The organism is Nocardioides sp., assembly GCF_044226305.1.
Lineage (GTDB): Bacteria > Actinomycetota > Actinomycetes > Propionibacteriales > Nocardioidaceae > Nocardioides.
In genome coordinates, this window is the sequence record NZ_JBGAHF010000002.1 from 289,839 (window position 1) to 315,071 (window position 25,233).

Genomic DNA, 25,233 nt, shown 5'->3' on the forward strand with positions numbered 1-25,233 from the left:
GGCTCGGACCCACGCCGCCGTAGCCCAGTCATCGCCCGGGCGGTCGTGCCTCCAGCACGAATCTTCTCCCCAATCCGTGGAAGATGTGGACCTCCTCTGCCACTCGTCACAAAGCTGGGATGAAGCGTCACGGGTTTGATGCCGCTCCTGTTTGAGTCACAGGAGAATGTGCGCATGCCGAAGAGAGTCGATCCCGCGGTCAAGGAGCGGGCCCTGCGGATGATGGCCGAGCACCGCTCGGACTACCCATCGGACACGGCGTTGGCCGAGGCGGTGGCGAAGAAGGTCGGTGTGGGTCGTGAGACCGCTCGACGGTGGCTGGTCCAGGCCGATGTCAACGCCGGCGCCCGACCCGGGGTCACCACCGACGACCAGACCGAGATCAAGAAGCTGAAAGCCGAGAACCGGCGGTTGAAGGAGGACATCGAGATCCTGAAGTCGGCCACGGTTTTCTTCGCCGGGGAGCTCGACCCCCGCAACCGCTGATCATGGCGTTCATCGACGACATGAAAGCGGCCGGTCACGCGGTCGAGTCGACCTGCAGGGTGCTCACCGAGCACGGCTGCGGTGTCGCCGCGCGGACCTATCGGTCTTGGAAGCAGATCACCCGCCCGATCGCGGCCCGCACCGTGTCCGACGCGGTCATCATCGACGCGCTGATCAGCGTCCAGGGCACCCCCGAAGGGCTCTACGGCCGCCGGAAGATGACCCGTTGGCTTCGTCGGCAGGGCCATCAGGTCGCGTTCTGCACCACAGACCGCCTGATGGGTGACCTGGGCATGAACGGGGTCCGTCGCGGCAAAGGCATCCGGACCACGGTCCCGGCCAAGGACGGCAACCGTGCCGGGGACCTGCTGGACCGCGACTTCACCGCACCAGCACCCAACCAGCGTTGGGTCGCGGACTTCACCTACTGCAGGACCTGGGCCGGGTTCGTCTACGTCGCCTTCATCGTCGACGTCTACGCCCAAAGGATCGTGGGCTGGCAGGCCGCATCCACCAAGGTCACCGATCTGGTGCTGACCCCGCTACGGATCGCGCTGTGGGACCGGGAACGGCAGGGCACGCCGGTCGGACCGGGCCAGCTGCTGCACCACTCCGATGCCGGCAGCCAGTACACCTCCATCCGCTTCACCGAGCACCTCGAGCTTGAGGGCATCGCACCCTCGATCGGGTCGGTCGGGGACGCCTACGACAACGCCCTGATGGAATCGATCATCGGCCTGTTCAAGACCGAGGCCATCACCACGACCGTCTTCCACGACGGCCCTTACAAGACCCTCGCCGACGTCGAGTACGCAGCCGCCGGCTGGGTCGACTGGTACAACCACCGACGCCTGCACGGATCCCTCAACTGGCTCACCCCAGTCGAGTACGAGCAGGACTACTACGCTGCCCTCAACCGAGAGTCGCTACCCGTATAGGGGGCGGCAGAGAAGCCGTGACGCTTCAGGGATGCAGAACGTAACTAGCTTGGTTCCGTGGCGAAGAGGTCGGCATATTCACAACGGCATCGGACGCTAGATGTCGCCGCGACACACATACATCCCACAGCATCTACCGCTCTGCCCCGCGAGTTCACAACTCCCCAGATCGGCTTCCAACTACCGGCATACCACTTCCCTGGCCAGCGGACTTCTTGCGGAGGGCGAGGTCGCAAGACAAGCCGTAGGACCCTCGCTGGCGATTCCGCCCACTAATGAGAGACGCCCCCGACGCTCATCCGTCCGTGCTCACAATCCCTGCCACCCGAGGAGAGGCTGAATCGCGTGCCCCCTGCTGATCACCACAGGGTCCTATTCGAACCGATTTCAATCGGCCCGAAGACTCTTCGAAACCGCTTCTTCAACGTTCCCCACGGCACGGGCTACGGGGTACTCCGTCCATCCACGTGGGCCTCATACCGCGCGGTTCGCGCTGAGGGCGGCTGGGCAGCGGTGTCGACGGAGTTCTCCAGCGTGGGACCCAGCAGCGACGAATTCCCCCTGCACTCCAGTGACATCTGGGACAGGGAGGACGGTCGACGGCACAAAGCTCTGGTCGACGCCGTCCACCACCACGGTGCGCTGGCGAGCATCGAGCTTCATCATGGCGGCGCTCACGCCATGCGAAGGTTGTCCCGAGAACCAGCGCTGTCGCCGTCAGGCCTCGCCGGCGAGTTGCCGCCGCCCGCCGGGCCACTTGGGACTCCCAAAGCCATGTCCCTCGAGGACATAGAGCGCGTTGAGCAGGCCTTTGTCGACGCGGCGGTGCGCGCACGCGACGTGGGCTACGACATCGTGGACGTGCTCGCGGGATACGGGTATCTCTTTGCGCAGTTCCTGTCCCCCTTCCACAACCACCGCACTGACAAGTACGGCGGGTCGTTGGAGAACAGGGCGAGGTTCTGGATCGAGACGCTCAGCCGAGTCCGCGACTCCGTAGGTGCCGAATGCGCCGTCGCGAGTCGCCTGTCGATCCAGACGCAGGGTCCGTGGGGTCACACGCTGGACGAGAGTGTGACGTTGGTCCGGATGGCTGATCCACTGGTCGACTTCTGGGATCTCAACGTCGGGTCTGTTCTGGATTGGGGCAGCGACATCAGCCCGTCGAGAGTCATCCCCGAAGGGCACAACATGGAAGTCTTCACGCGCATCCGGAGCGCCACCCAAAAGCCCATCGTCGGGGTATCGCGATGGACGAGTCCTGATCTGATGGCCCAGGCAGTGCGGTCCGGAGTCATCGACATTGTCGGATCTGCTCGCCAGTCGATCGCGGATCCCTTCTTCCCTCAGAAGGTCTATGAGGGTCGCATTGAGGACATCCGAGAGTGCATGGGTATCAACTACTGCATCAGTAGTCTCGATCGGGGCAACATGGCGTGCGCTCAGAACGCGACCGCGGGCGAGGAGTACAGGCGTGGCTGGCACCCGGAGCGTTACGAACCTCTCGAACGACCAGACGTCAGCGTCTTGGTCGTTGGCGCAGGCCCTGCCGGCCTGGAAGCAGCGGTCGGCCTGGCGAGGCGCGGAGCCGACATGGTGCACCTTGTGGACTCTGCCGACCAGGTCGGCGGCCACCTCCGTCAAGTGATCGACCTACCGGGACTTCGAGAGTGGGGACGCTTCATCGATCACCGAAAGGTCCAGATCGAAAAGCTCCCGAACCTGCAGCTCATCCCCTCGACCACCTTGAGCGCCGACGACATTCTCGATTACGGGGCATCCCACGTAGTCATCGCTACAGGTGCCAGATGGTTGGGAACAGGGCTCACGCCAGGCACCCACACGTCGTTGCCGGGAGTCGACGGCTCGGCATGGGTGTTCACGCCTGAACAGTTGGTCGTCCGAGGCGCCCGGCCTGTCTCGGGATGTCGCGTGACCGTCTACGACGCCGAAGGCGGTTACATGGGGTCGAGTCTCGCTCAGCTTCTTGCCGACGAAGGCTACAAGGTCTCCGTCGTGACGCCGCACTCTCAAGTGTCAGCAGAAGCGGACCTGACACTGGATGGGCCAGCGGTTCGTGCGTTCCTCCACACCAGCGGCGTCGCCATGTACCGGAACGTTTCTCTGACGGGCGTCGGCGCCGGAGTGCTTCGGGGGGCGGGCGAATTCGAGGAGCCGTTCTCGCTCGAGACGGACGCCCTCGTGCTCGTGACGATGCGGGCACCGGTCGACGACCTGTATCACCGACTCGTGAGTGAACGCAGCGCGCTTCCCGAGTCGGGGATCGAGGCAGTCTTCTGCATCGGAGACGCGCAGTCACCGCGTCCGCTCGCCGAGGCGATGTTTGACGGTCACCGCTTGGCACGTGAGTTCGAGTCAACCGACCCTTCGGTGCCGCTTCTGTACAGGCGAGAGTCGCTGCACTTCGTGGAGTGACTCTCACCTCCGCGCGTGGTTCTCCGACGAACGGCCCGACTCGATGCGGTGGCGGCTGCCAGCGGCCACCCACCACACCCTGATCGGGTTGCTGGCCGTCATCGGGATGCGGGTCCGAACCCCCACGCAGCGCCTGAACTCTGGCTGAGCGGCTCGCCACCTTCTGTCAACAGCGTTACCCGATCGCGTGAGGACCACCGGGTAGTTCACACCTGTCGATCCGTGAACGGCAGCGATCCGCACTGCGGAACGCCATGTTTCCGGCACTGTCGAGCACAAATCTCCCGATCCTCGACACGTCGTCCGCCCTCGCACCTCATACAGTGTGGGCCACTAGGAAGCGACGGGACGAACGATGGAAATCTGCGCCGCGCGAACGAAGCGCATCGCTGACCCGCGCGCTCTCCAGGTCGGCAGCCGAGAAGTCGACGGCGCGCCCGCGCAGCCGCGGGCCTTGTCCGAGTTTGATCCGATCTCCCGGTGATCGCGTGAACAGATGGTTCATCGTCGCCGAGTCGAGCCGGCGTGCGGACGTAGAACGAGACGTGGTCGTACTGCCGTCGTCCACAGTCCATGCCAAAGAGATGGGCGCCTTTTCCACGGCTTGCGGCATCCGTTGCGAGTCGTGGCCCAAGTGGTGGGGGCACTCGTTCCCTCCTGGCCCGGATTATGACTGCTGTCCGAGGTGTCGAGAGATCGTCTCCCACCGACCATAGGCGCCCGGGCCCGACTTTCGCTCAAGCGAGCGAACGGGCGGACTTTCGCTCCAACGAGCGAACGCTGAGCGTGATGCTCGCGGGCGTCCCCATGGACGCGCGCAGGGACCTCACCCAGCGGGCAGGGACATCGGACGTGTCATGTCCCCGCGCCGCGCGGCATGAGGTCCACTGCAGCGATGGCCTCCATCGCTACGGATTCGTCGTTGTCGGACGTGTCGCCTGATACCCCCACGGCGCCGACGAGCTGCCCATCGGGGTCATCCACCAGGACGCCACCCGGCACTGGGATGACGCGCCCGCCCAGGGCCACGGTCGCCGATGCGACGAACTGCGGCTGCACTTCGCCTCGCTCCATGATGGCGCGCGAATTCATGCCCAGTGCCAGCGCACCGTAAGCCTTACCCCGGGCAATCTCGAATCGACCGATGGGCGAAGCGTCCGCCCTCTCCGCCACCACGAGGTGACCTCCACTGTCGAGCACGACGATTGTGAGCGGGCGAAGTTGAAGGCGGTCTGCCGCTCCGTGAACGAACCGGACGATCCGCCGGCCAGTCTCTAGCGATAACGTCATCCCGAGTCCTTCTTGGTCTGTCGTCGAACCTCTGTCGACCATGACCTCGACAGGACCGCGTCTTGCCGCTGGTGGCGGCTCCTCCAGCTCGACACTCGGGGCATCGTCTTGGCCGGCCCTACACACGGAGACGGCCCGTAGTCGGGTACTTCGCGGGTGCCCGGGCGAGCGTCGGGGCGGCAAGCACGAGCCGCCAACCACGTGGAGCGACTTGCGGCGACCTTGGGGCCTGGTCGGTAGCGGAGTCCAGTTGTGTCATGTTCGCCCATCATGCTCGAGTCGTCCTCGACACCGGCGTAAGCGGCAGCACGTGCCGAAGGACACCGTCGTAGTCCTCCTCCCGCCAGCCCAGGATGCGCTGTTCTCGGATGAACGGCAGAGGGGCGGCAGGGTCCGAGGTGTCAATCTCCCGGCCGAGGCGGTGACCGTCGAACACGGCCTCAGCGATGACACGCGGCTCGACGCAGTCTCCGATGCGTAACACTTGGGCGATCCCTGCAGCGCTCAGACGTTCCGGGTCAGCTGTTAGTTGCTCGTACAGGTCATTGCGGGACCGGCGCTGTGTCACGAGCACGACCGAGTCGACCGCCCAGCTCGACTCTTTGGCTTCGTGGTAGACGTTGTGTCCAGTGACCCTTCCCGGCTCGATCCTGGTAAGCGCGTGACTCGTGACGAGCTCCACGTCGAGCTCGAGCAGCGCATGCATCACGTGCCCTCCTTCGTCAGTGTGGAACAGGTAGGAACCGACCTGGTCGGTGGGGGAGACCAGGATGACTTCCTTCCCCTCGATGGCGAGCTTCTGTGCCAGGCTCGATCCCATGAAGTAACCGTCGCAGTCGTAAACTAGGACTCGGCTGCCGTGGACCGTGCGCTTGTCGACCATGACGTCTTCTGGGGTGAACACCATCCCCGGATGAGCGTCGGCCCCTGGGACGGACGTGTGGGTCATCGGGCTGGTCCCCGTACGGTCCCAATTCGCGCCCGTGGCGATGACGACCGTCGAGGCACCGTAGTCCAGGACATCTTCCACGTCGAAACGCTTACCCGTGAGCACCGTGACGTTCGACAACTTCGCCAGCTGCGCTTCCCTGTACTCGACCACTCGTCGCCACGTGCGCATCCCGGGGAGCCGTGACACCCAGTTGACGTGGCCGCCGACCTCCGACTCGGCTTCCGCCAGGTGGACTGCTTCGAAACCACGCTCACCGAGTACGCGTGCACATTCCATTCCGGCAGGGCCGGCGCCGATGATGAGAATGGGATCGTTGCCACGGTCTGAAGGGTTGAACTTCTCGGGGTGCCAGCCGCGGCGGTACTCCTCGCCAACGGTGGCGTTCTGCGTGCAAACGATGCGGCCGCCGCCATTGTTGAAGCGTGAGACACACATGTTGCAGCCGATGCATTCGCGGATGTCTTCGGCTCGACCGTCGCGGATCTTGTTGGGAATGAACGGGTCGGAGATCGCCGGGCGAGCCGCACCGATGATGTCGATGACCCCGTCACCAACTGCTCGGGCCATCAGCTCCGGATCTGTGAACCGTCCGACGGCGGCGATGGGCTTCTTGGCGTAAGCCCGGACTTGCTCGATGTAGTCGCGCTGCCAGAACGGTTCGAAGAACCGAGACGAGCTGACGTCGTCCTCCAGGTGACCGACTTGCATGTCCCAGAGGTCGACGATGTCATCGAGCATCTCGACTACACCCACACCGTCGTCGCTGACCTTGAACGCCCTCTCCGTGGTGTCATTGAAGGAGTCCAGACAGAACCCGGCCACGATGGCGCAGTCGTCACCGACCGCTTCGCGCACTTGTTCGAGCGTCTCTCTCCAGAATCGTGTCCTGTTCTCGAGTGAGCCGCCGTACTCGTCGGTGCGATGGTTCCAGTAACGCCACAGGAACTGGAGCGGGAGAGAGAAGCCTTCGCGTGCGGCAACCTGGATCAGGTCGAATCCGACGTCTCGAGCGCGAATCGCAGCATCGACGTACGACTTCTGTATGCGGCGGATGTCGGACTTGTCCATCGCGTAGCAGGAGTGGCCCGACATGCCGCTCGCGATCTGCGAGGGTCCTCCGGCGGGTAGCCGCGTCACGTAACCGGTGTGGTCGGCACCCATGTACACCAGTTGGACACCGGCCAGGGCGTCGAACTCGTGGACGCGCTCGACCATGAGGCGCAGGTTGGCTTCGTCGCGTTCATCGAGGAGCCGTGCCTGGACCCACGGCGAATCGTCGCTTTCGGCATCGACCGCGCAGTATTCGGTGTTGACGGCGGCCCAGCCGCCTTCTGCCCGCATCCCGCGCAGGTATGCCTGTGCGCCTGGAAACTCGACCCCGAGCCCGGAACAGTGCGGCGCTACGTAGAACCGGTTGCGGAAGGTCTTCGGGCCGACGCGAATCGGTTCGAACAGTGAGGCATGGCGGGGGTCCATGGTCATCTCGCCAACGTACGATCAGTGGGTTGCGGCGCCCTTCACGGAGTCTGCTAAGTAGGGGTTTGCAATGTCGGTCATTTGACAATTTGCCGTCGCCACCGCGCCGAGGAGTCGCCAGGTTCGTAGCGAACTCGCCCGAGGAGCGCAGCGTTTAAGTAGAGACGCGTTGGACAGCCTTGTCGAATGCTGTGGGGTCGAAGTACACGTGCTCCGAGACAACTTTCCCGTCGTCGATGGTGTCGACCAATGTGGCGTACCAATGGACCGGGACCCCTTCCTCCGGAGCGCCGGGGCCTACGTAGCGGGCTCGACACGACAGCTCGCCGACGACATGCGTGTCGGTCGCCACGACTGTCACCAGTTCAGTGTCTACCTGCCCGCGGGCGAACAGCGCGTTGTAGTCGGTCACGTGGCGCTTGAAAGCGGTCTTGCCCAGAACCGGGGCGTCGGGGAAGGGCATGTCCGTATAGACCATGTCGTCTGCGAAGCAGTCGAGCAGCGTGTCGAAGTCACTGCTCGCCCACGCCGCAACTAGCCGCCTGAAGAGGGCCTCGTTATCGGCGGCGGCGTCTGGTCGCGTGCTGTCGGCGTCGAGCTCACCAGTACGTCGAAGGTCTCGGGCATGGTCAACCAGAAAGGAGTCGAAGTGTCGAGGTGGGTGCCCGGTTATCCGTTCGACATCGCCGGTGACGTTCGCGGTGTGTCCTTCGATGATGCTTTCGACGATCCGGGTCAGGTAGGCGATGGTGTCCTCGTCGAACCCGTCACGGCGCATACGACTCTCGGCTTCGGCCACGGTTTCCTCGACGCCTAACACGGGCGTGCCCGCCGCGGCGGTAATGCGGTCCGCGAGCTCGTTCAACGTGAGTGCTTCCGGGCCGGTCAGGTCGAGCGCCTGGCCGATGGAGCCGCCGCCGATCAGTAGTTCGACGGCTACCTCGGCGATGTCGCGAGCATCGATCCAGCCTATCGCCGAACCGCCGGTGGTCATCACGATGACGCCGCCATCGCGGATCATCGGCCCGAAGAAGTCTTCGTCGATCATGTCTTGCATGAACCAGCTCGGGCGGAGAATCGTCCACTCGAGATTCGTAGCCTCCACGGCCAACTCGACCCGGCGTTCCGTTACTTCTTCAGAGCGGGTGTGGGTCGCGCATTCGGAAAGCAGGACGAGCCGTCGCACGTCGGCGTCCTCCATCGCGTGCAGGAACTCAGTCACGATCTCGACAACGTCCTCGGACTCGGGCTTCACGAGGTACACGGCATCGATACCGGCGAGAGCTGACCTCCAGGTCGAGCTGTCGAGCCAATCGAACTTAGTCGGGACGCCATACTCGCCGGAAACCTCTTCCGGATTGCGTGAGGCTGCCTTGACTGAAGCCCCACGCGAGACGAGCCCCGACGCCACGTGTCGCCCGGTCTTGCCTCGCGCGCCGATAACCAGGATCTGGCTCATGGTTTGCCCTTTCGTCGTGCCTACGACGCTCATGCGCGACACGCCTCGCGCGATCGGCAACGGTCAGTCTCATGGTCGTCGGGATCAGGCACCGGTGGACCGGGCGGCCCCGGCGGCTTGGGCGGAGGGTCCAGCTGTTCGTCATCACCCGGGGTGCTCACGTCTTCGACCGGCGACATCGTTCCTCCTTGGGGTGGGGGAACGACTTTGCCTTGATAGGCGTGCGCATCCTTTGCCCCAATCCGCAGAACCGACATCGGTTGCTTGACGCACTACCGACACTGCTCCTCCGTCGAGGTATCCGAACGCGTTCTGCCGAGTGCTTGACGCGCGAGCGTTCCCTGGAGCTAGGGCCGTTCGGCGACCTCCGATGATCGCACCACCGCCGGCCGGGTCGGGGCCTAACCACGGAGTGCCCTTCCCAGACCCAGCGGCAAATCGAGAGTCGAGCCCGGCCATATGGAAGTTCGACTCGGCGGGCTCACTGTGGAGCACGGACTCCGGGGATCGAAAGCGTAGACGGTGCCCCTCTCGCAACGAGAGGGCACCGCGTCGGACTTCGCCCCGTGAGACTCCGCTTCCCGTTGGACCGCCCCCTCCTGCACGAATCACCCGGTGCCGCACACCCTCTGCGCCTGTACCCTGCGTCGGTCACCTTGACGACCCCGCTGGCCTGCGCAACATGGAGGCCAGAACACATCAACTGCAACGCACAGCTATCACGGCCACACACACCGCATTCGGGCGCGCCCTAGTCGCAGGACAGTGCGCCCGCTCGTCGACAGGATGACCCACCGCGCGGCGGGCCTCATCCCAAACGTCTTCTGTTGAGAACCACTCTTGACTCGACAAGTGGCCCCGCCAGGCTCCAGCGCGGCTGCGCAGATCTAGTGAGGTTCCGTCGCATGGACCATCTTCGGTACGCCTCATATGTCGAGCCAAAGAGATCTACACATCGGGTTACTTCGCCAGCATCAGCATGAGTGCCTGACCAGCCCCGACGAACGGAAGCAGCTCCTAGCGCGCGCCGCATCGGTCACGACTACGCCCGGAGCCCGTGCCGCTGACGACCGGCAAGGCAGAGCCGCCGCGCCCTTCCTTGCGTCCAACGCGGCCGTTAGCGGTCGACGCTCGCGCGGCTCCTGCCGCGCCCGATTTGGCTGCGGCTACCCGCCGATCGCGGACATCGGGCGGTCGGGCTGCAAGAACGTCATGTCGTCGATCCCGTGGCCCGCGCGCTTGCCGAGCATCGCAATGACCCAGCGCTCGGCGATCTCCTGGTCGGTGGCGCCGGAGCGCAGCGCCGTGCGGAGGTCAGACTCCTCGCGCGCAAAAAGGCAGTTGCGCACCTGCCCATCGGCGGTGAGGCGCACGCGATCGCAGTCTCCGCAGAAAGGACGGGTGACCGAAGCGATGATGCCGACAGTCGCCGGTCCCCCGTCGACGTCGAAGAGCTCAGCGGGGGCGCTCCCGCGCGGCTCGCCGTGCGGGGTCAGACTGAATTCGGTCGAGAGCACGTCGAAGATCTCCTCGGCGGTGACCATCTCGGCGCGGCTCCAGTCGCGCTGCGCGTCGAGGGGCATCTGCTCGATGAAGCGCAGCTCGTAGCCGTGTTCGATGCTCCAGCGCAGCAGCTCGGGGCCTTGGTCATCGTTGACGCCGCGCAGCAGGACGGCGTTGAGCTTGATGGGGCCCAGACCGGCGGACCTGGCTGCCTCGAGCCCGGCGACTACGTCGTGGAGGCGGTCGCGGCGGGTGATGGTGGCAAAGGTGTCCGGGCGGACGGTATCGATGCTGGCGTTGATTCGATCGAGGCCGGCGTCGGCGAGCGCCTGCGCGGTGCGGGCCAAGCCGAGCGCGTTGGTGGTAAGTGAGGTCTCCACCCCAAGCGCGTGGGTACGTGCCACGATGTCGACCAGCCCTCGTCGCACCAGCGGCTCGCCTCCCGTGAATCGAACCTCGCCGATGCCGAGCATCTCCACACCGATGGTGATCAACCGGACAATCTCGTCGTCGGTCAGCGTCTGCTCTGGGGGCAGCCAGTCGAGGCCCTCGGCCGGCATGCAGTAGCTGCAGCGCAGGTTGCACCGGTCGGTCAGGGACACACGCAGGTCCGTGGCCACGCGGCCAAAGCGGTCTGCCAGAGGTGCCATCACGCGTACGAGTCTATCGAGGCGAGTCAGCGAGCCGACCCGTTCGCACTAGACGGTATGACGTGACCCGGTCGTAGGAACGGGTTGCGGGCCGGGGCCTCACTCACAAGATTCGTGGGTTGCCGAGCAGGGGCTGCCTGCTCGGCCTATCCGACATTGTGGGAGGCCCCGGTTGTTTACCGAGCGTACGAGTGTGGGGCTCGACGTGCACGCCCGATCCGTCGCGGCAGCGGCGATCGATGGCTACACGGGCGAGCTGTTTCAGGCAAAGCTGACTCCGTCCTATGACCACATCACCTCCTGGCTGACCGACAAGCCGGGTCCGGTGGCGGTGGCCTACGAGGCCGGGCCGACCGGGTTCGGTCTGTACCGGCACCTGTCCGCGGCGGGGATCCGATGTGAGGTGGTCGCACCGAGCAAGCTGCAGCGACCGGCCGGAGACCGGGTCAAGACCGACGCCAAGGACGCGATCCACCTGGCCCGGTTGCTGCGGCTCGACGAGATCAGCCCGGTTGTCGTGCCTAGCGTCGAGCAGGAGTCCGCCCGAGACCTTGTCCGGGCCCGGGAGGACTGCCGTGGGGACCTGATGCGAGCCCGGCATCGGCTGTCGAAGCTGTTGTTGCGCAACGGGATCGTCTACTACGGCGGGGAAGCCTGGACCGGCAAGCATGAAGACTGGCTACGTCACGACGCGCTGCCGCAGCTGGTTTCGCGCCAGCGCCCCGAACGGCTCCGGGCGCAGCGCCACCGACGGCGACAGCGCCCAGGGCTCGTCCAGGCTCATCTCGGCCATGCTCAGTAGACGCCGCACATGCCGTCGATCGAGACCTCCTCGATCAGGTCCTCGGCGACGAGCTCGCCCTGGGTCTCGGTGTTCTCCTGCTCCGGGTTCTCGATCATCTGCGCGGCCTCCTCGACAGCGGGTGTGGTGCGGCACAGAATAAATGCACTCGGTGCATAAATGGAAGAGGTGTCTTAGGATCCGGTGATGCCGACCCACGCCCACCGACGCTCCGCAGTCGGCCGTCCGGAGGCAACGTCGCACGCCGTGATCGAGCGCGCGGCGTTCGAGCTCTTCGCCGAGCGCGGGTTCGACGCCGTCACGATGGCCGACATCGCGGCCGAGGTCGGCGTCAGTCGACGCACGCTGTTCCGCTACTTCGAGTCCAAGAACGACATCCCCTGGGGGCAGTTCGACCTGACGCTGGAGAGATTCCGGACGATCTTGCGCGCGCTGCCGCAGATGCTCCCGGTGCACGAGGTCGTGCACCGCGGCGTCCTGGAGTTCAACAGGTTCGATGAGACGGCCGCCCCTCCCCATCGCGAGCGGATGCGGCTCATCCTCGAGACGCCGGCACTCCAAGCGCACTCCGTACTTCGATACGCGGAATGGCGTGCGGTTGTCGCTGAGTACGTCGCCGAACGTGCCGGTCTCGACCCACATGACGCTTTGCCCGAGACCGCCGGCCAGGTCGCCTTGGCGCTCGCTCTCTCCGCCTACGCGATATGGCTCCGCAGCGGCGCGTTGACCCTCGAACAGCGACTAGCACAGAGCATGGTCGACCTACGTACGTACCTGACTGTCGGGCCGTGACCGGAAGCGCTGTCCTTTGCTCTCGCCAGGTTCGTCCAGTCTGCAAACAGAAGGCGGCCCGGCAAACCGCCAAGGTCGTTCGGAAGGCGAGCGCCGCAGCGGTGAGCCGGCGTGTGAGGCGGATCTCTTACTCGCCGGTCACCTAGAGAAGTGAATGGGCCGCCGCCTAGCGTCTGCATGCCGCGAGGGTCCGAGACCCGGGGGGTCACGGACCCTCGCGGCTCAATCTGGGCCGCCCCCCTGATGCCGCGTTGACGCGATGGTTAGGTCGCAGTCGCGACGGTGGGGCTTCGGGATGCGGTTCCGGTGCGGTGCCTCGAGACGGTTTTCCGTAAGTTTCATGCGAGGCCCCCGACGCTATCGCAACAGAGATGCTCTGAAACTCCGCGTTTCCGCAGGTCAGATCATGTGACTGGAGCCGCCTGTCGGAATCGAACCGACGACCTATTCATTACGAGTGAATCGCTCTACCGACTGAGCTAAGGCGGCGCGCTGCCCGGTTCCGGAGGCGATCCGGTCCGGGCAACCCGAGGAAGTATACGGACGCCGGTCCGGGGGGCGAAAACCGCACCCGGCCCGACGTCCGACGCTCCGATCGGCACGTCGAACGCGACCACGAGGCGCCGGGTCGGAGGGCTCAGGCGGCGAGCGTGACCTTCGAGGTCGAGGTGGCGCCGCGGCCGGTGACCAGGGTCTGGTCGGCCCCGCACCAGCAGGTGAAGGTCACGACGATGCCGTGCTCGGTGTTGGCCAGGGCGGTGACCTGGCTCGGGAAGATGAGCTGGCGCCGCTCGCACGCGGTGCAGTGGTGGTCGAACATCGTGGACCTCCTCCAGAGGACGGGACGGACGGGGTGTCCCCTCTATTCTGCGACATCTGTAGAGATAGGGGTAGCCTTGGTTTCCTTCGCGAGCCCTAGGATTGTCCTATGGTTTCTGTGCACCAGCTCACATGCTTCCTCGCCACCTACGAGCACGGCTCGCTGACGCGCGCAGCCGAGGAGCTGGGCTACGCCCAGCCATCGGTCTCCGAGCAGATCCGGTCGCTGGAGAAGTCGCTCGGCGTCCAGCTGTTCCGGCGGGTCGGGCGCGGCGTGGTCCCGACCACGGTGGCCGACTCGCTGCGCCCGCACGCGGAGAAGGTGCTGGCCGCCGTCGACGACGCCCAGGAGGCGGTGCGCAGCGTCCGGTCCTTCGAGACCGGCACCATCCGGTTCGGCATGTTCGGCATCGCTCGCCTGTACGCCGGCTCCGGGCTGATCGCCGACGTGCTGTCCCGCTACCCCGGTGTGCGGGTCGAGCTGGTCGGCCAGAACTCGACCGAGGTCGCCGAGGACCTGCGCCGCGGCCGGCTGGAGGCCGCGATGCTCGCCGTGTCGACCCTCGCCAGCGAGGGGCTGGCGATCACCCCGGTCGCGCGCGAGGAGCTCGTCTACATCAGCGCCGACCCCGCGCGGCTCGCGAGCCCGGTCACACCGCACCGGCTGTCCCTGAGCTCGCTGGTGATGGCGGAGACGACGTACCGCGCCACGGACTCCACCCGTCAGACCCTGCGCCAGATGCTGCACGAGACCGGCCGCAACCCGCAGACCCGGATCGAGGTCGAGGACATCGAGACCGCGGTCGAGCTGGTCGGGATGGGGTACGCCGACTCCGTGGTGCCCAAGGGCGCGGCGACCCAGCTGCTCCCCCGCCTCGCGCCCGAGGCCGGCTGGGTGTCGCTGCGCCCGCGCCAGTACGACACCTTCGCCGTCGTGCACCGCGCCGACGCCCTGCTCTCCCCCGCGGCCCGGCTGATGATCGAGCTGGCGACCCGGAGGATCCAGGCGATCGCCGAGCCGGTCGCCCCTCGCCGGGGCAGCGCTACGGTCGGAGCATGACCTCGGCCAAGTCAACCGTCCGCGCCTTCCTCGAGCACCTCGCCGCCCAGGAGACCGACGCCGCCATCGCCCTGCTCGACGACGAGGTGGTGTGGCGCAACACCGGGCTCCCGACGTTCGAGGGCAAGCGGGTGCACGCGATGCTGCGCGACATGGAGAGCCGCGGCATCGGCTTCGAGGTCCAGTGGCACCACGTCGCGTCGAGCGGCGGCGCCGTCCTCACCGACCGCACCGACGTGATCAAGGCCGGGCCGTGGGCGACCTCGTTCCACGTGCGCGGGACCTTCGAGGTGCGCGACGGCAAGATCGTGCTCTGGGACGACGCCTTCAGCTGGCTGGAGCTGCTCGGCTCCGGCGTGGCGGGACTTGCGCGGATCCTCACCCCGAAGTGACCTCCGCTCCCTAGGCTGCGAAGCGTGTGCGACACCTTCGTGCTGCGGACCGACACCGGCATGGTCCTGGCCAAGAACTCCGACCGGGACCCCAACGAGGCCCAGCTCTGGGAGTGGACGCCGGCGGCCGACCACCCGATCGGCTCGACCCTGCGGACGACGTACGTCGACGTCCCCCAGGCCGCCCGCACGCACGCCACCGTCGTGTCCCGGCCGTGGTGGATGTGGGGCGCCGAGATGGGCGCCAACGAGCACGGCGTCGCGATCGGCAACGAGGCGGTCTTCACCAAGGAGCCGACCAGCCTCGAGCCGGGCCTGCTCGGCATGGACCTGCTGCGCCTGGCGCTCGAGCGGGCGACGACCGCCGACGAGGCCGTCCAGACGATCGTGGCGCTGCTCGAGGAGCACGGGCAGAGCGGCGCGTGCAGCATCGAGCACCCGAAGTTCACCTACCACAACAGCTTCCTCGTCGCGGACGCCGAGAGCGCCGTCGTCCTCGAGACCGCCGGCCGGCACTGGGCCACCGAGCAGGTCAAGGGAGCGGCGCGCAGCATCAGCAACGGCCTGACCATCCCCGGCTTCGCCGAGCAGCACGCCGACCGGCTGCGGGGCCGCGTCGCGTCCTGCGACACGCGGCAGACCCTGACCCAGCACCGCGCGGAGACGGCGCGCGGTGTCCGCGAGGCGATGCGCATCCTGCGCGACAACGGGACCGGGCGCGGCCCGCGGTGGTCGCCGATCACCGGCTCGATGGTGGGCCCGAACATGCACGCCGGCGGCTGGCTCGCCTCCAGCCAGACGGTCTCCTCCTGGGTCAGCCACCTCGGCACCGGCCTGCACTGGTCGACCGGCTCGGCCGACCCGGCCTTCGCCCCGTTCGTCCCGCTGCGCGTCGACGAGCCGCTGGGCGAGGACGTCTACCCGACCGCCGGCGTGGACAACCGGTACGACGACCGCTCGCTGTGGTGGCGCCACGAACGCCTGCACCGGCGCGCCCTGCGTGACTGGGCGCGCGCCGAGACCCTCATCGCCGCCGACCGGCACCGGCTCGAGCGCGCCTGGATCGCCGACCCGCCACCCACCGAGGAGGCGCTCGCCGCCGGCCTCGAGGCCCGCGAGCGCTGGCTGCCGGCGATCGAGCGGGTCACCGTCCGCGACACCCGCCCGTGGTGGACCCGCCGGGCCTGGCAGGGGTACGACCGGGCAGCGTTCGAGGCGCGGCCGGCCGAGGTGCCGGCGTGAGCTGCACCGACGTCGTCGTCGTGGGCGCCGGCCTCTCCGGGCTCTCCGCCGCCCGCCGGGTGGCCGCCGCCGGCCGCTCGGTCGTGGTCGTCGAGGCCCGCGACCGGGTCGGTGGTCGCACCGAGGCCGGGGCGCTCTCCGACGGTCAGTGGATCGAGCTCGGCGGGCAGTGGGTCGGGCCGACGCAGGACCGGATGTACGAGCTGATCGCCGAGCTCGGGCTCGAGACCATCCCGACGTATAACGACGGCGACATCGTCTTCGGGCTCGGCCGGCGGACCGGGCGGCTCGCGGGCCGCAAGGGCGCCGTCCCGAGGCTCAACCCGTTCGCGGTCGCCGACCTGGCGCAGGGCACCGTGCGCTGGGGCCGCCTGGCGCGCAAGGTCGACCTCGAGGAGCCGTGGCGCACCCCGGACGCCCGCGAGCTCGACGGCCAGACTTTCCGCAGCTGGGTGCACCGCAACCTGCGCACGCCCCAGGGCCGGGCCTACTTCGAGCTCTACTGCGACGCCGTCTTCTCCGCCGACCTCTCCGACATCTCGCTGCTGCACGCGCTCTTCTACACCCGCTCCGGCACCGACATGGACACCCTGATGGCCGTCGACCGCGGCGCCCAGCAGGACCGGATCGCCGGGGGCTCGTGGCGGGTCAGCGAACGGCTCGCCGCCGACCTCGACGTCCGCCTCGGTGACCCGGTGCGCACCGTCCAGCAGGACGACGGCGGCGTCCGGGTCACGACCCGCGGCGGCACGACGTACGAGGCGGAGCGCGCCGTGCTCACGCTGCCGCCGACCCTGGCCGGGCGGCTGGAGTACGACCCACCGCTCCCGAGCTGGCGCGACCAGCTCACCCAGAAGCTCCCGGCCGGCAGCGTCTTCAAGGTGTACGCCGTCTACCCCACGCCGTTCTGGCGCGAGGACGGCCTCAACGGCCAGGCGGGATCGGACCGCGGACCGGTCAAGGTCACCTTCGACAACACCCCGCCCGGCTACGACCGCGGCATCCTGATGGGCTTCATCGAGGCCGAGGACGGTCGCCGCTGGGCGCGCCGGACGCCCGAGGAGCGGCGCGCGGCCGTCGTGGACTGCTTCGTGCGCTACTTCGGGCCCCGCGCGGCCGAGCCGCTGGAGTACGTCGAGCGCGACTGGATGGCCGAGGAGTTCAGCCGGGGCTGCTACGGCGCCCACTTCGCCCCGGGCGTGTGGACCGGCTTCGGGTCGGCGCTGCGGGAGCCGGTCGGGCGCCTGCACTGGGCCGGCGCCGAGTGCGCGCCGGTCTGGAACGGCTACATGGAGGGTGCGGTCCGCTCCGGCGAGGCGACGGCGGACGAGGTGCTGGCCGCGCTCAGCAGCTGAGCCCGTCCTCGGGCACCGTGCCGTCGACGAGGTAGTCCTCGATCGCGGTGTCCACGCACTCGTTGCCGGAGTTGTAGCCGGTGTGGCCGTCGCCGTCGCGGCTGACGAGGACGCCGGAGTCGAGCTGGTCGGCGAGGTGCTCGGCCCACTGGTACGGCGTCGCCGGGTCGCGGGTCGTGCCGACCACGACGATCGGCGGGGCACCCTTCGCGTCGATCTCCCGGTCCTTCTCGGTGGCCTGCGCCTGCACGCCCCCGCAGCCGGCCAGGCCCCAGGCGAAGACCGAGCCGAAGGTCGGCGACGCCTTCTCGAAGGCCGGGATCTGCGCCGGGACCTCGTCCGCGGGGACCGCGTACGGCTCGTCGAGGCAGTTGATCGCGTAGTTGGCCTCGGTGGAGTTGTCGGTGTAGCCGTTGCGGCCGCGCGAGTTGTAGACGTCGGACAGCCGCAGCAGCAGCGACCCGTCGCCGTCGAACCCGGCCGCCAGCGCCTGGTCGAGATAGGTCCAGTATTCGCGGTTGTAGAGCGGCAGCACGACGCCGTAGAAGGCGTTGCCGACCTGGAGGTCTCGATCGGGGTCGTCGGTGGGCAGGGGGTCGGCATCGACCTCGTCGAGGAAGCCCTTGATCCGCGCCAGCCCCTCGTCGAGGGTGTCGCCGAGGTAGCAGTCGCCCTGGTCGACGCAGTCGGACACGTAGGCCCGGAGCGCGGTCTCGAACCGGCAGCCTGCTGGAGGCTCAGCTGCCGCGGGCTGATCGACAGGTCGACGGCACCGTCGAGGACCATCCGGCCCACGCGGTCGGGGAACAGGTCGGCGTACGTCGCACCGAGCTTGGTGCCGTACGACGCGCCGAAGTAGTCGAGCTCGGACTCGCCGAGCGCGGCGCGCAGGACGTCCATGTCGCGGGCCGCCTCGACCGTCGTGACGTGGGAGGCCAGCGCTCCGGAGCGCTCGACGCAACCGCGCCCGAGCGCGTCGACCCAGTGCTCGTACTCGTCGACCTCGGCACCCGTGTCGGGGTCGGGGTCCTCCGCGACGTACTGGTCGAGCTCGTCGTCGGTGAGGCAGTCGACCGGGTCGCTGTGCCCGGTGCCCCGGGGGTCGAAGCCGACGATGTCGTAGACCTGGGTGATCGGGTCGCGGAAGACCGACGACGCGTTGGCGGCGTAGTCGGTGCCGGGAGCGCCGGGTCCACCCGGGTTGACCACCAGCGACCCGATCCGTGCCTCCGGGTCCGAGGCCGGCACCTTGAGCACCGCGAGGTCGATGGTCTCGCCGGTCGGGTCCTCGTAGTCGAGCGGCACGGTCAGGGTCGCGCAGGAGTCGCCCGACCCGCAGTCGGACCACGACAGCTCCTGCGAGTAGAACTGTTCGAGGTCCGGGCTCGGCGCCTCGGTCGCGCCCGGCTCGGGCTCGGCGCTCGGGGTGCTCGTGCTCGAGGAGGTGCCGTCGTCGTCGCCCAGCGACGCCAGCGCGACCAGGGCGCCGATCCCGAGGCCGACGTACAGCAGGCTCAGGACGACGGCGACCGCCAGCAGCCGCTTCACCCGCGCACCTCGGGGGCGACCAGGGCGAGCATCATCGCCTCGAGCGCGAGCGCCGGCTGCACGTTGAACTCCAGCATCTGCTCGCGCGCCTCGAAGATCGCGCTCGTGCGGCGCAGGTTGGCCTCGGGGGTCGACACCCGCGCCAGCAGCTCGACGTCACCACGGATCTCCTCGTTGACGAGCGGCCCGGCCGCACCGGCCGCGACGGCGATCGCGTCGCGGTAGACCGAGATCAGGTCCATCAGGCTGCGGTCGACCACGTCGAGCTGGCGGCGCTTGGCGCGGCGCTTCTGCTCCTGCTCGAGGTCGCGCAGGGCGGGGGCGTACTCCCGGGGCCGCCGGCCGCGCTCCACGACGCCGTACGCCGTGTCGAGCTCGGCCTTCTCGCGCGCGTCGAGGTCGGTCGTGATCGCCTCGGCCTCCTCCTTGGTGACCTGGGTCAGCTGGGAGGCGGCCTGCATGCAGCGGCCGAGGGAGGTCAGCGACACCGGGATCGCCACCACGGCCCGGCGCCGGTTGCGGGTCTCCTCGTCGCGGGCCAGCGCCCGGGCGCGGCCGATGTGGCCCTGGCTGGCTCGGGCGGCGTACGACGCGAGGGCGGTGTCGACGCCGTCGCGACGGACCAGGAACGCGGCGACGTCGTCGGCGGTCGGGGTGGTCAGCGACACCAGCCGGCAGCGCGAGCGGATCGTGGGCAGGACGTCCTCGACGGTCGGGGCGCACAGCATCCAGACCGTGCGCTCGGCCGGCTCCTCGATCGCCTTGAGCAGCGCGTTGAAGGCCTGCTCGGTGAGCCGGTCGGCGTCCTCGACGATGACGACCTGCCAGCGCCGGCCGACCGGGGCGAGCGCGGAGCGGCGGACCAGCTCGCGCACCTGCTTGATGCCGATCGAGAGCCCCTCGGTGCGGACCACCACCACGTCGGCGTGCGACCCGTGGAGCACGGTGTGGCACGCGTGGCAGATCCCGCAGCCCGGTGGCTGCTGCTCGCACTGCAGGGCGGCCGCGAAGGCGATCGCGGCGTTGGACCGGCCGGAGCCGGGCGGTCCGGTGAAGAGGAACGCGTGGCTCATGCCGTGGCCGTCGGCCGCGGCGCGTAGCACCTCGATCACCTTGGCCTGGCCGACCAGGCCGTCCCAGACGGTGTGGGCCGCGGTCGCGGTCCCCGGTCCGGCCGTCACCGGCGCACCGCCTGCGCGAGCAGCGGCGTGACTGCCGACCGCACCTGATCCGCGATCTCGTCGACGTCGCCGCGCGCGTCCAGCACGAGGTAGTGGTCGGGGTCGGCCTTCGCCATCTGCAGGAACTCCTCACGGACCCGCTGGTGGAACTCCACGGACTCGCCCTCGATCCGGTCGCGCTCCTCGAACCGGCCCAGCCCGTGCTCGGGCTCGAGGTCGAGCACGACCGTGAGGTGGGGCCGCAGGTCGTGGGTCGCCCAGCGCGCGACCTCCTCGACCTCCTCGGCGGCGAGGGAGCGGCCCGCGCCCTGGTAGGCGAGCATCGAGTCGACGTACCGGTCGGTGATGACGACCTCGCCGCGGTCCAGCGCGGGCTGGACCACGGAGTCGACGTGCTCGGCCTTGTCGGCGGCGTAGAGCAGCGCCTCCGTGCGGTCGGAGATCGCGCCCGTCTCGGGGCTGAGCACGATCGTGCGGAGCTTGCGGCCGACCTCGGTGTCCCCGGGCTCGAAGGTCAGCACGACGGCGTACCCCTTCCCCTCCAGCCAGGCCGCGAGCCGCCGGGACTGGGTGGACTTGCCCGACCCCTCGCCGCCCTCGAAGCACACGAAGACGCCGGTCGCGGCGTGCACCCCCGGTCCCCTGCTCACGGGGACACCCTAGGCGGGCGCACCCACATCGGCGGTCGACAGGTCGAGAGGTCGAGACCGGTCGGGTGCGCGCGGTGGGCGCCGCCGGGCAGTCAGGCCTTCTTGGCCGCGGTCTTCTTCGCTGTGGTCTTCTTCGCCGTCTTCTTGGCCGCCGACTTCCTGGCCGGCGCCTTCTTGGCGGTCTTCTTCGTCGCCTTCTTGGCCGGCCCCTTGGCCCGGCGCTCGGCCAGCAGCTCAGCGGCCCGCTCGAGGGTGATCGCCTCGACCGAGTCCTCCTTGCGCAGGGTCGCGTTGTACTCGCCGTCGGTGACGTACTCGCCGAAGCGGCCGGCCTTGACCACGACCGGCTGGCCCGAGACGGGGTCGTTGCCGAGCTCCTTGAGCGGCGCGGCGGCCGCGGCCCGGCCGCGCTGCTTGGGCTGGGCGTAGATCCGCAGCGCCTCGTCGAGCCCGATCGTGAGGAGCTGGTCCTCCGAGGTGAGCGAGCGGGAGTCGGTGCCCTTCTTCAGGTACGGCCCGTAGCGGCCGTTCTGCGCGGTGATCTCCTCACCGGACTCCGGGTCGGCGCCGACCACCCGCGGCAGCGAGAGCAGCTTGACCGCGTCGTCGAGGGTGACGGTGTCCAGCGACATCGACTTGAACAGCGAGCCGGTGCGGGGCCGCGCGCTCTTGGGCGCGTCCTCGGGGAGCAGCTCGGTGACGTAGGGGCCGTAGCGGCCGTTCTTCGCGACGACCTCGAGGCCGGTCTCGGGGTGCCGGCCGAGCTGGATCTCCTCGCCGGCGGGGTTCGCCAGCAGCTCCTTGGCCTTGTCGATCGTCAGCTCGTCGGGCGGCAGGTCGTCGGGGACGTTGGCGCGGACCGCGAGCGGCGTGCCGTCCTCGCCCGGACCCTCGAGGTAGGGCCCGTAGCGGCCGACCCGCAGCTGGATCCCCGAGTCGGGGCCGCCGATCGGGAACGTCGCGAGCTCGCGGGCGTCGATGTCGCCGAGCCCGTCGACGAGGCTCTTGAGCCCCGGGACGTCGCCGGAGCCGTAGTAGAACTCGCCGAGCTCGGTGTTGCGGTCCTTGCGCCCGGCGGCGATCTCGTCGAGGACGTCCTCCATGCCGGCGGTGAACTCGTAGGAGATCTGGCGCGGGAAGTGCTCCTCGAGCAGCCGGGTGACGGAGAACGCGAGCCACGCCGGGACCAGCGCGGTGCCCTTCTTGTAGACGTAGCCGCGGTTGAGGATGGTGCCGATGATCGAGGCGTACGTCGACGGCCGGCCGATCTCGCGGTCCTCGAGCTCCTTGATCAACGTGGCCTCGGTGTAGCGGGCCGGCGGCTTGGTCTCGTGGCCGTTCGCGGTGACCGAGGCGGCGCTGACCGCGTCGCCCTCGTGGAGGTCGGGCAGCGGGACCTGGTCGTCGTCGCTGCGCTTGCCGCCCTCGGTGCCCTCGACGTAGGCCTTGAGGAAGCCGTGGAAGGTGATCACCCGGCCGGTCGCCGAGAACACGACGTCCTCGCCGGAGGCCGCCGCTCCGCCGAGCCGGATCGTCACCGACCGCCCGACCGCGTCCTTCATCTGCGAGGCGACGGTGCGCATCCAGATCAGCTCGTAGAGCCGGAACTGGTCACCGGTCAGCCCGGTCTGCGCCGGCGTGCGGAAGCTGTCGCCGGCCGGCCGGATCGCCTCGTGCGCCTCCTGGGCGTTCTTGACCTTGCTCGCGTAGACCCGCGGGCTGTCAGGCAGGTACTCGGGGCCGTACAGCTCGCGCACCTGCGACCGCGCCGCGTTGACCGCACCACCGGAGAGGGTGGTGGAGTCGGTCCGCATGTAGGTGATGAAGCCGTTCTCGTAGAGCCGCTGGGCGACCGACATCGTCACCGACGCGCTCATCCCGAGCTTGCGGCTGGCCTCCTGCTGGAGGGTCGTGGTGCGGAACGGGGCGTACGGCGAACGGCGGTACGGCTTCGCCTCGACGGAGCGGACCGCGAAGCCGGTCTCCTGGAGGCTCGCGGCCAGCGCCTCGGCCCGGGCGCGGTCGAGGTGGACCCGGGCGTCCTTCTTGTCCTTGAGGAGCCCGTCGGGCCCGAAGTCCGACCCGCCGGCGACCCGGCTGCCGTCGATCGAGTGGAGCCGCGCCGGGAACATCCGGGGCTCGTGGGAGGCGCCGGCGTCGAAGGTGCCCTCGAGGTCCCAGTACGACGCGAGCCGGAAGCGCATCCGCTCGCGCTCCTTGTCGACCACCAGGCGGGTCGCCACCGACTGCACACGTCCGGCGGACAGGCCGGACATGACCTTCTTCCAGAGGACCGGGCTGACCTCGTAGCCGTAGAGCCGGTCGAGGATGCGCCGCGCCTCCTGGGCCTCGACGAGGTCCATGTCGAGCTCGCGCGGGTTCTCGGCCGCCGCCTGGATCGCGGGCTTGGTGATCTCGTGGAAGACCATCCGCCGGACCGGGATGCCCTTCGGCTTGAGCTCGTCGAGGAGGTGCCAGGCGATCGCCTCGCCCTCGCGGTCCTCGTCCGTGGCGAGGTAGAGCTCGTCGGCGTCCTTCAGGAGCGTCTTGAGCTTGGAGATGTGCGACTTCTTGTCGCGTGGCACGACGTAGTAGGGCTCGAACCCGTTGTCGACGTCGACCGCCAGCCGGCCCCACGGCTTGTCCTTGATCTTCGCCGGGGTGTCGGCGGCCGACTGCGGGAGGTCGCGGATGTGCCCGATGGAGGACTCGACGACGTAGCCCTGGCCGAGGTACCCGCCGATGGTGCGGGCCTTCGCCGGGGACTCGACGATCACCAACTTGTGGGTCACGGGACCTCTGTCTTCCTGCTGCCTGTCGCTGTGATGTCCGCCCGGTTCGGGCGTACGGCCGAACACGGTAGCGCGAACCCGGGACTGCCCCACTCTCGCGCATCGGGGCCGGCCCTCAACCTTCCGGGGAGGCTCCTCGTCAGGAGAGCGTAGGTGAGAGGAACCAACGACCCCCTCGGGAGGCCGGGACATGGACGCTGGCACGGACGCTGACTTCCGTGACTTCGTGGCGGTGCAGACGCGCCCGCTGCTCGGGTTCGCGCACGCCCTGACGGCGAACCCGCACGACGCCTGGGACCTGACGCAGGAGACCCTGGCCCGCCTCGGGGAGCGGTGGGACCGGACGCGGATCGCCGAGCCCGCGGCGTACGCCCGCACCGTGATGGTGCGGCTCAACATCGACCGGATCCGCCGGCTGCGGCGCGAGCTGCCGCTGCTCGGGAACCCACCCGAGGCGCCGGCGGTCGAGGTGGTCGGCGAGGTCGACACCTGGCTGGTGGAGGCGCTGGCGACCCTCTCGCCCCGCCAGCGCACCGCGCTGGCGCTGCGCTACGTCGAGGACCTCGACGTGCGCGGCATCGCCGAGCGGATGGGCTGCTCGGAGGGCACGGTGAAGAGCCAGCTGTCCCGCGGGACCGAGCGGCTCCGCGAGCACGCGCGGGAGCACGGACCGCTCCGCACCACGACCGGCTCGACGGGGCGCTGGCCGCGCCGCTGGACGTCCAGGACCGGGTCGCCCGCCGGGTCCGGGTGCGCCGGCGCCGCCGACGTGGCGCGGCGGCGGGTGCCGCCGCGCTCGGGCTGGTCGCCGTCGCAGGCACCGCGCTGGCGCTCGGCGGTGGCGACGACAGCGGCACGGTCGCGGTCGACCAGCCCTCCGGCCCGACCAGCACGCTCGTGCTGACCCGGCCGGACGGGTCGACCTACTCCTTCCCGGACGTGACCGTCTCCTGCACCCCGCCCCGGGTCGACGGCGGTGACCCGCTCGGCAGCGGACCCGGTCGGATCTGGCTCTGGAGCCCGATCCACCTCGTCGGCACCGGGGACGACGCCCGGGTGACCGAGCCGTTCGTCTACCTCGAGGCGATCGTCGACGAGATCGCGGGAGACCGGACGTTCACCTGGCCCAACGACTGGTCGATGGACACCGAGCACGTCCCGCTGACGCTCTTCGTCGCCGACAGCGAGGGGCGGCCGCGGAGCAACGAGACGTCGACCAACGAGGCCGCCGCCCGGGGCACGGTGCACGTCCTCGAGGCCGCCTGCGACCCCGAGCCCGTGCTGCGGCTGGAGGTCGACGCCACGCTCGGCAGCGAGGTCGGCCAGGGCACGCTCCACGTGGGCGGCGCCGCTGGCTGAGGCACTGGTCCAGCCCACCACCTGACAGGTCGGTGAGGCGGACCTACCGTC

20 protein-coding genes, 1 tRNA gene and 1 pseudogene are annotated in these 25,233 nt (G+C 68.7%); 10 read left to right on the top strand and 12 right to left on the bottom strand.

The genetic code is table 11. The annotated features are described in order from the left end of the window. The first annotated feature begins 174 nt into the window (after positions 1-174). A protein-coding gene (locus ACILQ5_RS03465) for an IS3 family transposase (protein WP_395656688.1) occupies positions 175-1,424 on the top strand; the annotation gives its coding sequence in 2 pieces (ribosomal slippage) (positions 175-448 and positions 448-1,424; 1,251 coding nt in all). Positions 1,425-1,769: 345 nt separating this feature from the next. Then, positions 1,770-3,860, top strand: a complete 2,091-nt coding sequence (locus ACILQ5_RS03470; protein ID WP_395656575.1) for an FAD-dependent oxidoreductase — start codon at positions 1,770-1,772, stop codon at positions 3,858-3,860. A gap of 855 nt (positions 3,861-4,715) precedes the next feature. Here ACILQ5_RS03470 and ACILQ5_RS03475 read toward each other — a convergent pair. The 4 genes from ACILQ5_RS03475 to moaA form a co-directional block, all read right to left on the bottom strand. Then, a complete protein-coding gene (locus ACILQ5_RS03475; protein WP_395656576.1) occupies positions 4,716-5,150 on the bottom strand; it encodes a heme-binding protein in 435 nt (144 codons plus the stop codon). A 268-nt stretch (positions 5,151-5,418) separates the two neighbouring features. Beyond that, entirely contained in the window at positions 5,419-7,584 is a 2,166-nt protein-coding gene (locus ACILQ5_RS03480; protein ID WP_395656577.1) for an FAD-dependent oxidoreductase, read from the bottom strand. A gap of 148 nt (positions 7,585-7,732) precedes the next feature. After that, positions 7,733-9,037, bottom strand: a complete 1,305-nt coding sequence (locus ACILQ5_RS03485) for an NAD(P)H-binding protein (RefSeq protein WP_395656578.1) — start codon at positions 9,035-9,037, stop codon at positions 7,733-7,735. Positions 9,038-10,203: 1,166 nt separating this feature from the next. Continuing rightward, on the bottom strand, positions 10,204-11,190 hold the full coding sequence (gene moaA / locus ACILQ5_RS03490; RefSeq protein ID WP_395656689.1) for a GTP 3',8-cyclase MoaA: 987 nt from the start codon (positions 11,188-11,190) through the stop codon (positions 10,204-10,206). A gap of 193 nt (positions 11,191-11,383) precedes the next feature. Here moaA and ACILQ5_RS03495 point away from each other — a divergent pair, with 193 nt between their 5' ends. Next, positions 11,384-11,992 (top strand): transposase, encoded by a 609-nt coding sequence (locus ACILQ5_RS03495; RefSeq protein WP_395656579.1) that lies wholly within the window; start codon positions 11,384-11,386, stop codon positions 11,990-11,992. Here ACILQ5_RS03495 and mftA read toward each other — a convergent pair. Then, a complete protein-coding gene (gene mftA / locus ACILQ5_RS03500; protein ID WP_395656580.1) occupies positions 11,986-12,090 on the bottom strand; it encodes a mycofactocin precursor MftA in 105 nt (34 codons plus the stop codon). The two genes, ACILQ5_RS03495 and mftA, sit on opposite strands and share 7 nt — an antisense overlap. 88 nt (positions 12,091-12,178) lie before the next feature. On the opposite strand from mftA, the gene mftR reads away from it, so the two are divergent. After that, positions 12,179-12,784: a mycofactocin system transcriptional regulator gene (gene mftR / locus ACILQ5_RS03505; protein ID WP_395656581.1), complete on the top strand. Its 606-nt coding sequence runs from the start codon at positions 12,179-12,181 to the stop codon at positions 12,782-12,784. Positions 12,785-13,197: 413 nt separating this feature from the next. Here the strand turns inward: mftR and ACILQ5_RS03510 are convergent. Further along, a tRNA-Thr gene (locus tag ACILQ5_RS03510) sits at positions 13,198-13,273 on the bottom strand. A 148-nt stretch (positions 13,274-13,421) separates the two neighbouring features. Next, entirely contained in the window at positions 13,422-13,604 is a 183-nt protein-coding gene (locus tag ACILQ5_RS03515) for a hypothetical protein (RefSeq protein ID WP_395656582.1), read from the bottom strand. A gap of 108 nt (positions 13,605-13,712) precedes the next feature. Between ACILQ5_RS03515 and ACILQ5_RS03520 the strand changes: the two genes are divergently transcribed. Genes ACILQ5_RS03520 through ACILQ5_RS03535 form a run of 4 tightly spaced genes read left to right on the top strand, consistent with a single transcriptional unit; the run spans position 13,713 to position 17,652 of the window. Further along, positions 13,713-14,663, top strand: coding sequence for a LysR family transcriptional regulator (locus ACILQ5_RS03520; RefSeq protein WP_395656583.1), 951 nt, complete (start codon positions 13,713-13,715; stop codon positions 14,661-14,663). Continuing rightward, positions 14,660-15,055, top strand: a complete 396-nt coding sequence (locus tag ACILQ5_RS03525) for a limonene-1,2-epoxide hydrolase family protein (RefSeq protein ID WP_395656584.1) — start codon at positions 14,660-14,662, stop codon at positions 15,053-15,055. The genes ACILQ5_RS03520 and ACILQ5_RS03525 overlap by 4 nt, the downstream gene beginning before the upstream one ends. Positions 15,056-15,079: 24 nt before the next feature. Continuing rightward, a complete protein-coding gene (locus tag ACILQ5_RS03530; RefSeq protein ID WP_395656585.1) occupies positions 15,080-16,297 on the top strand; it encodes a carcinine hydrolase/isopenicillin-N N-acyltransferase family protein in 1,218 nt (405 codons plus the stop codon). Next, positions 16,294-17,652 (top strand): flavin monoamine oxidase family protein, encoded by a 1,359-nt coding sequence (locus tag ACILQ5_RS03535; RefSeq protein ID WP_395656586.1) that lies wholly within the window; start codon positions 16,294-16,296, stop codon positions 17,650-17,652. The genes ACILQ5_RS03530 and ACILQ5_RS03535 overlap by 4 nt, the downstream gene beginning before the upstream one ends. On the opposite strand, the gene ACILQ5_RS03540 is transcribed toward ACILQ5_RS03535, so the two are convergent. The 5 genes and pseudogenes from ACILQ5_RS03540 to topA form a co-directional block, all read right to left on the bottom strand. After that, positions 17,642-18,346: an alpha/beta hydrolase gene (locus ACILQ5_RS03540; RefSeq protein ID WP_395656587.1), complete on the bottom strand. Its 705-nt coding sequence runs from the start codon at positions 18,344-18,346 to the stop codon at positions 17,642-17,644. The genes ACILQ5_RS03535 and ACILQ5_RS03540 overlap by 11 nt on opposite strands. A gap of 86 nt (positions 18,347-18,432) precedes the next feature. Next, positions 18,433-19,200: pseudogene (locus ACILQ5_RS03545) on the bottom strand (alpha/beta fold hydrolase); the annotation flags it as partial. Beyond that, positions 19,197-20,381 carry a DNA polymerase III subunit delta' gene (locus ACILQ5_RS03550; RefSeq protein WP_395656588.1) on the bottom strand — a complete coding sequence of 395 codons (1,185 nt, stop codon included), beginning with the start codon at positions 20,379-20,381 and terminating at the stop codon, positions 19,197-19,199. The gene ACILQ5_RS03550 and the pseudogene ACILQ5_RS03545, both read right to left, overlap by 4 nt. Beyond that, positions 20,378-21,031, bottom strand: a complete 654-nt coding sequence (tmk, locus tag ACILQ5_RS03555) for a dTMP kinase (protein WP_395656589.1) — start codon at positions 21,029-21,031, stop codon at positions 20,378-20,380. Before tmk ends, ACILQ5_RS03550 begins: the two co-directional genes overlap by 4 nt. Before the next feature lie 92 nt (positions 21,032-21,123). Continuing rightward, positions 21,124-23,823 (bottom strand): type I DNA topoisomerase, encoded by a 2,700-nt coding sequence (gene topA / locus ACILQ5_RS03560; RefSeq protein ID WP_395656590.1) that lies wholly within the window; start codon positions 23,821-23,823, stop codon positions 21,124-21,126. 190 nt (positions 23,824-24,013) lie between these two features. Here topA and ACILQ5_RS03565 point away from each other — a divergent pair, with 190 nt between their 5' ends. Further along, entirely contained in the window at positions 24,014-24,727 is a 714-nt protein-coding gene (locus ACILQ5_RS03565) for an RNA polymerase sigma factor (RefSeq protein ID WP_395656591.1), read from the top strand. Continuing rightward, positions 24,721-25,182, top strand: coding sequence for a hypothetical protein (locus tag ACILQ5_RS03570; RefSeq protein WP_395656592.1), 462 nt, complete (start codon positions 24,721-24,723; stop codon positions 25,180-25,182). The genes ACILQ5_RS03565 and ACILQ5_RS03570 overlap by 7 nt, the downstream gene beginning before the upstream one ends. Positions 25,183-25,233: the final 51 nt, after the last annotated feature.

What these genes read in the sequence shown, in the direction of transcription:
- ACILQ5_RS03525 (WP_395656584.1), top strand. Translation starts at nt 14,660, where the DNA reads ATGACCTCGGCCAAGTCAACCGTCCGCGCCTTCCTCGAGCACCTCGCC.
- mftR (WP_395656581.1), top strand. Translation starts at nt 12,179, where the DNA reads ATGCCGACCCACGCCCACCGACGCTCCGCAGTCGGCCGTCCGGAGGCA.
- moaA (WP_395656689.1), bottom strand. Translation starts at nt 11,190, where the DNA reads ATGGCACCTCTGGCAGACCGCTTTGGCCGCGTGGCCACGGACCTGCGT.
- ACILQ5_RS03565 (WP_395656591.1), top strand. Translation starts at nt 24,014, where the DNA reads ATGGACGCTGGCACGGACGCTGACTTCCGTGACTTCGTGGCGGTGCAG.
- ACILQ5_RS03475 (WP_395656576.1), bottom strand. Translation starts at nt 5,150, where the DNA reads ATGACGTTATCGCTAGAGACTGGCCGGCGGATCGTCCGGTTCGTTCAC.
- ACILQ5_RS03520 (WP_395656583.1), top strand. Translation starts at nt 13,713, where the DNA reads ATGGTTTCTGTGCACCAGCTCACATGCTTCCTCGCCACCTACGAGCAC.
- ACILQ5_RS03515 (WP_395656582.1), bottom strand. Translation starts at nt 13,604, where the DNA reads ATGTTCGACCACCACTGCACCGCGTGCGAGCGGCGCCAGCTCATCTTC.
- mftA (WP_395656580.1), bottom strand. Translation starts at nt 12,090, where the DNA reads ATGATCGAGAACCCGGAGCAGGAGAACACCGAGACCCAGGGCGAGCTC.
- ACILQ5_RS03485 (WP_395656578.1), bottom strand. Translation starts at nt 9,037, where the DNA reads ATGAGCCAGATCCTGGTTATCGGCGCGCGAGGCAAGACCGGGCGACAC.
- ACILQ5_RS03480 (WP_395656577.1), bottom strand. Translation starts at nt 7,584, where the DNA reads ATGACCATGGACCCCCGCCATGCCTCACTGTTCGAACCGATTCGCGTC.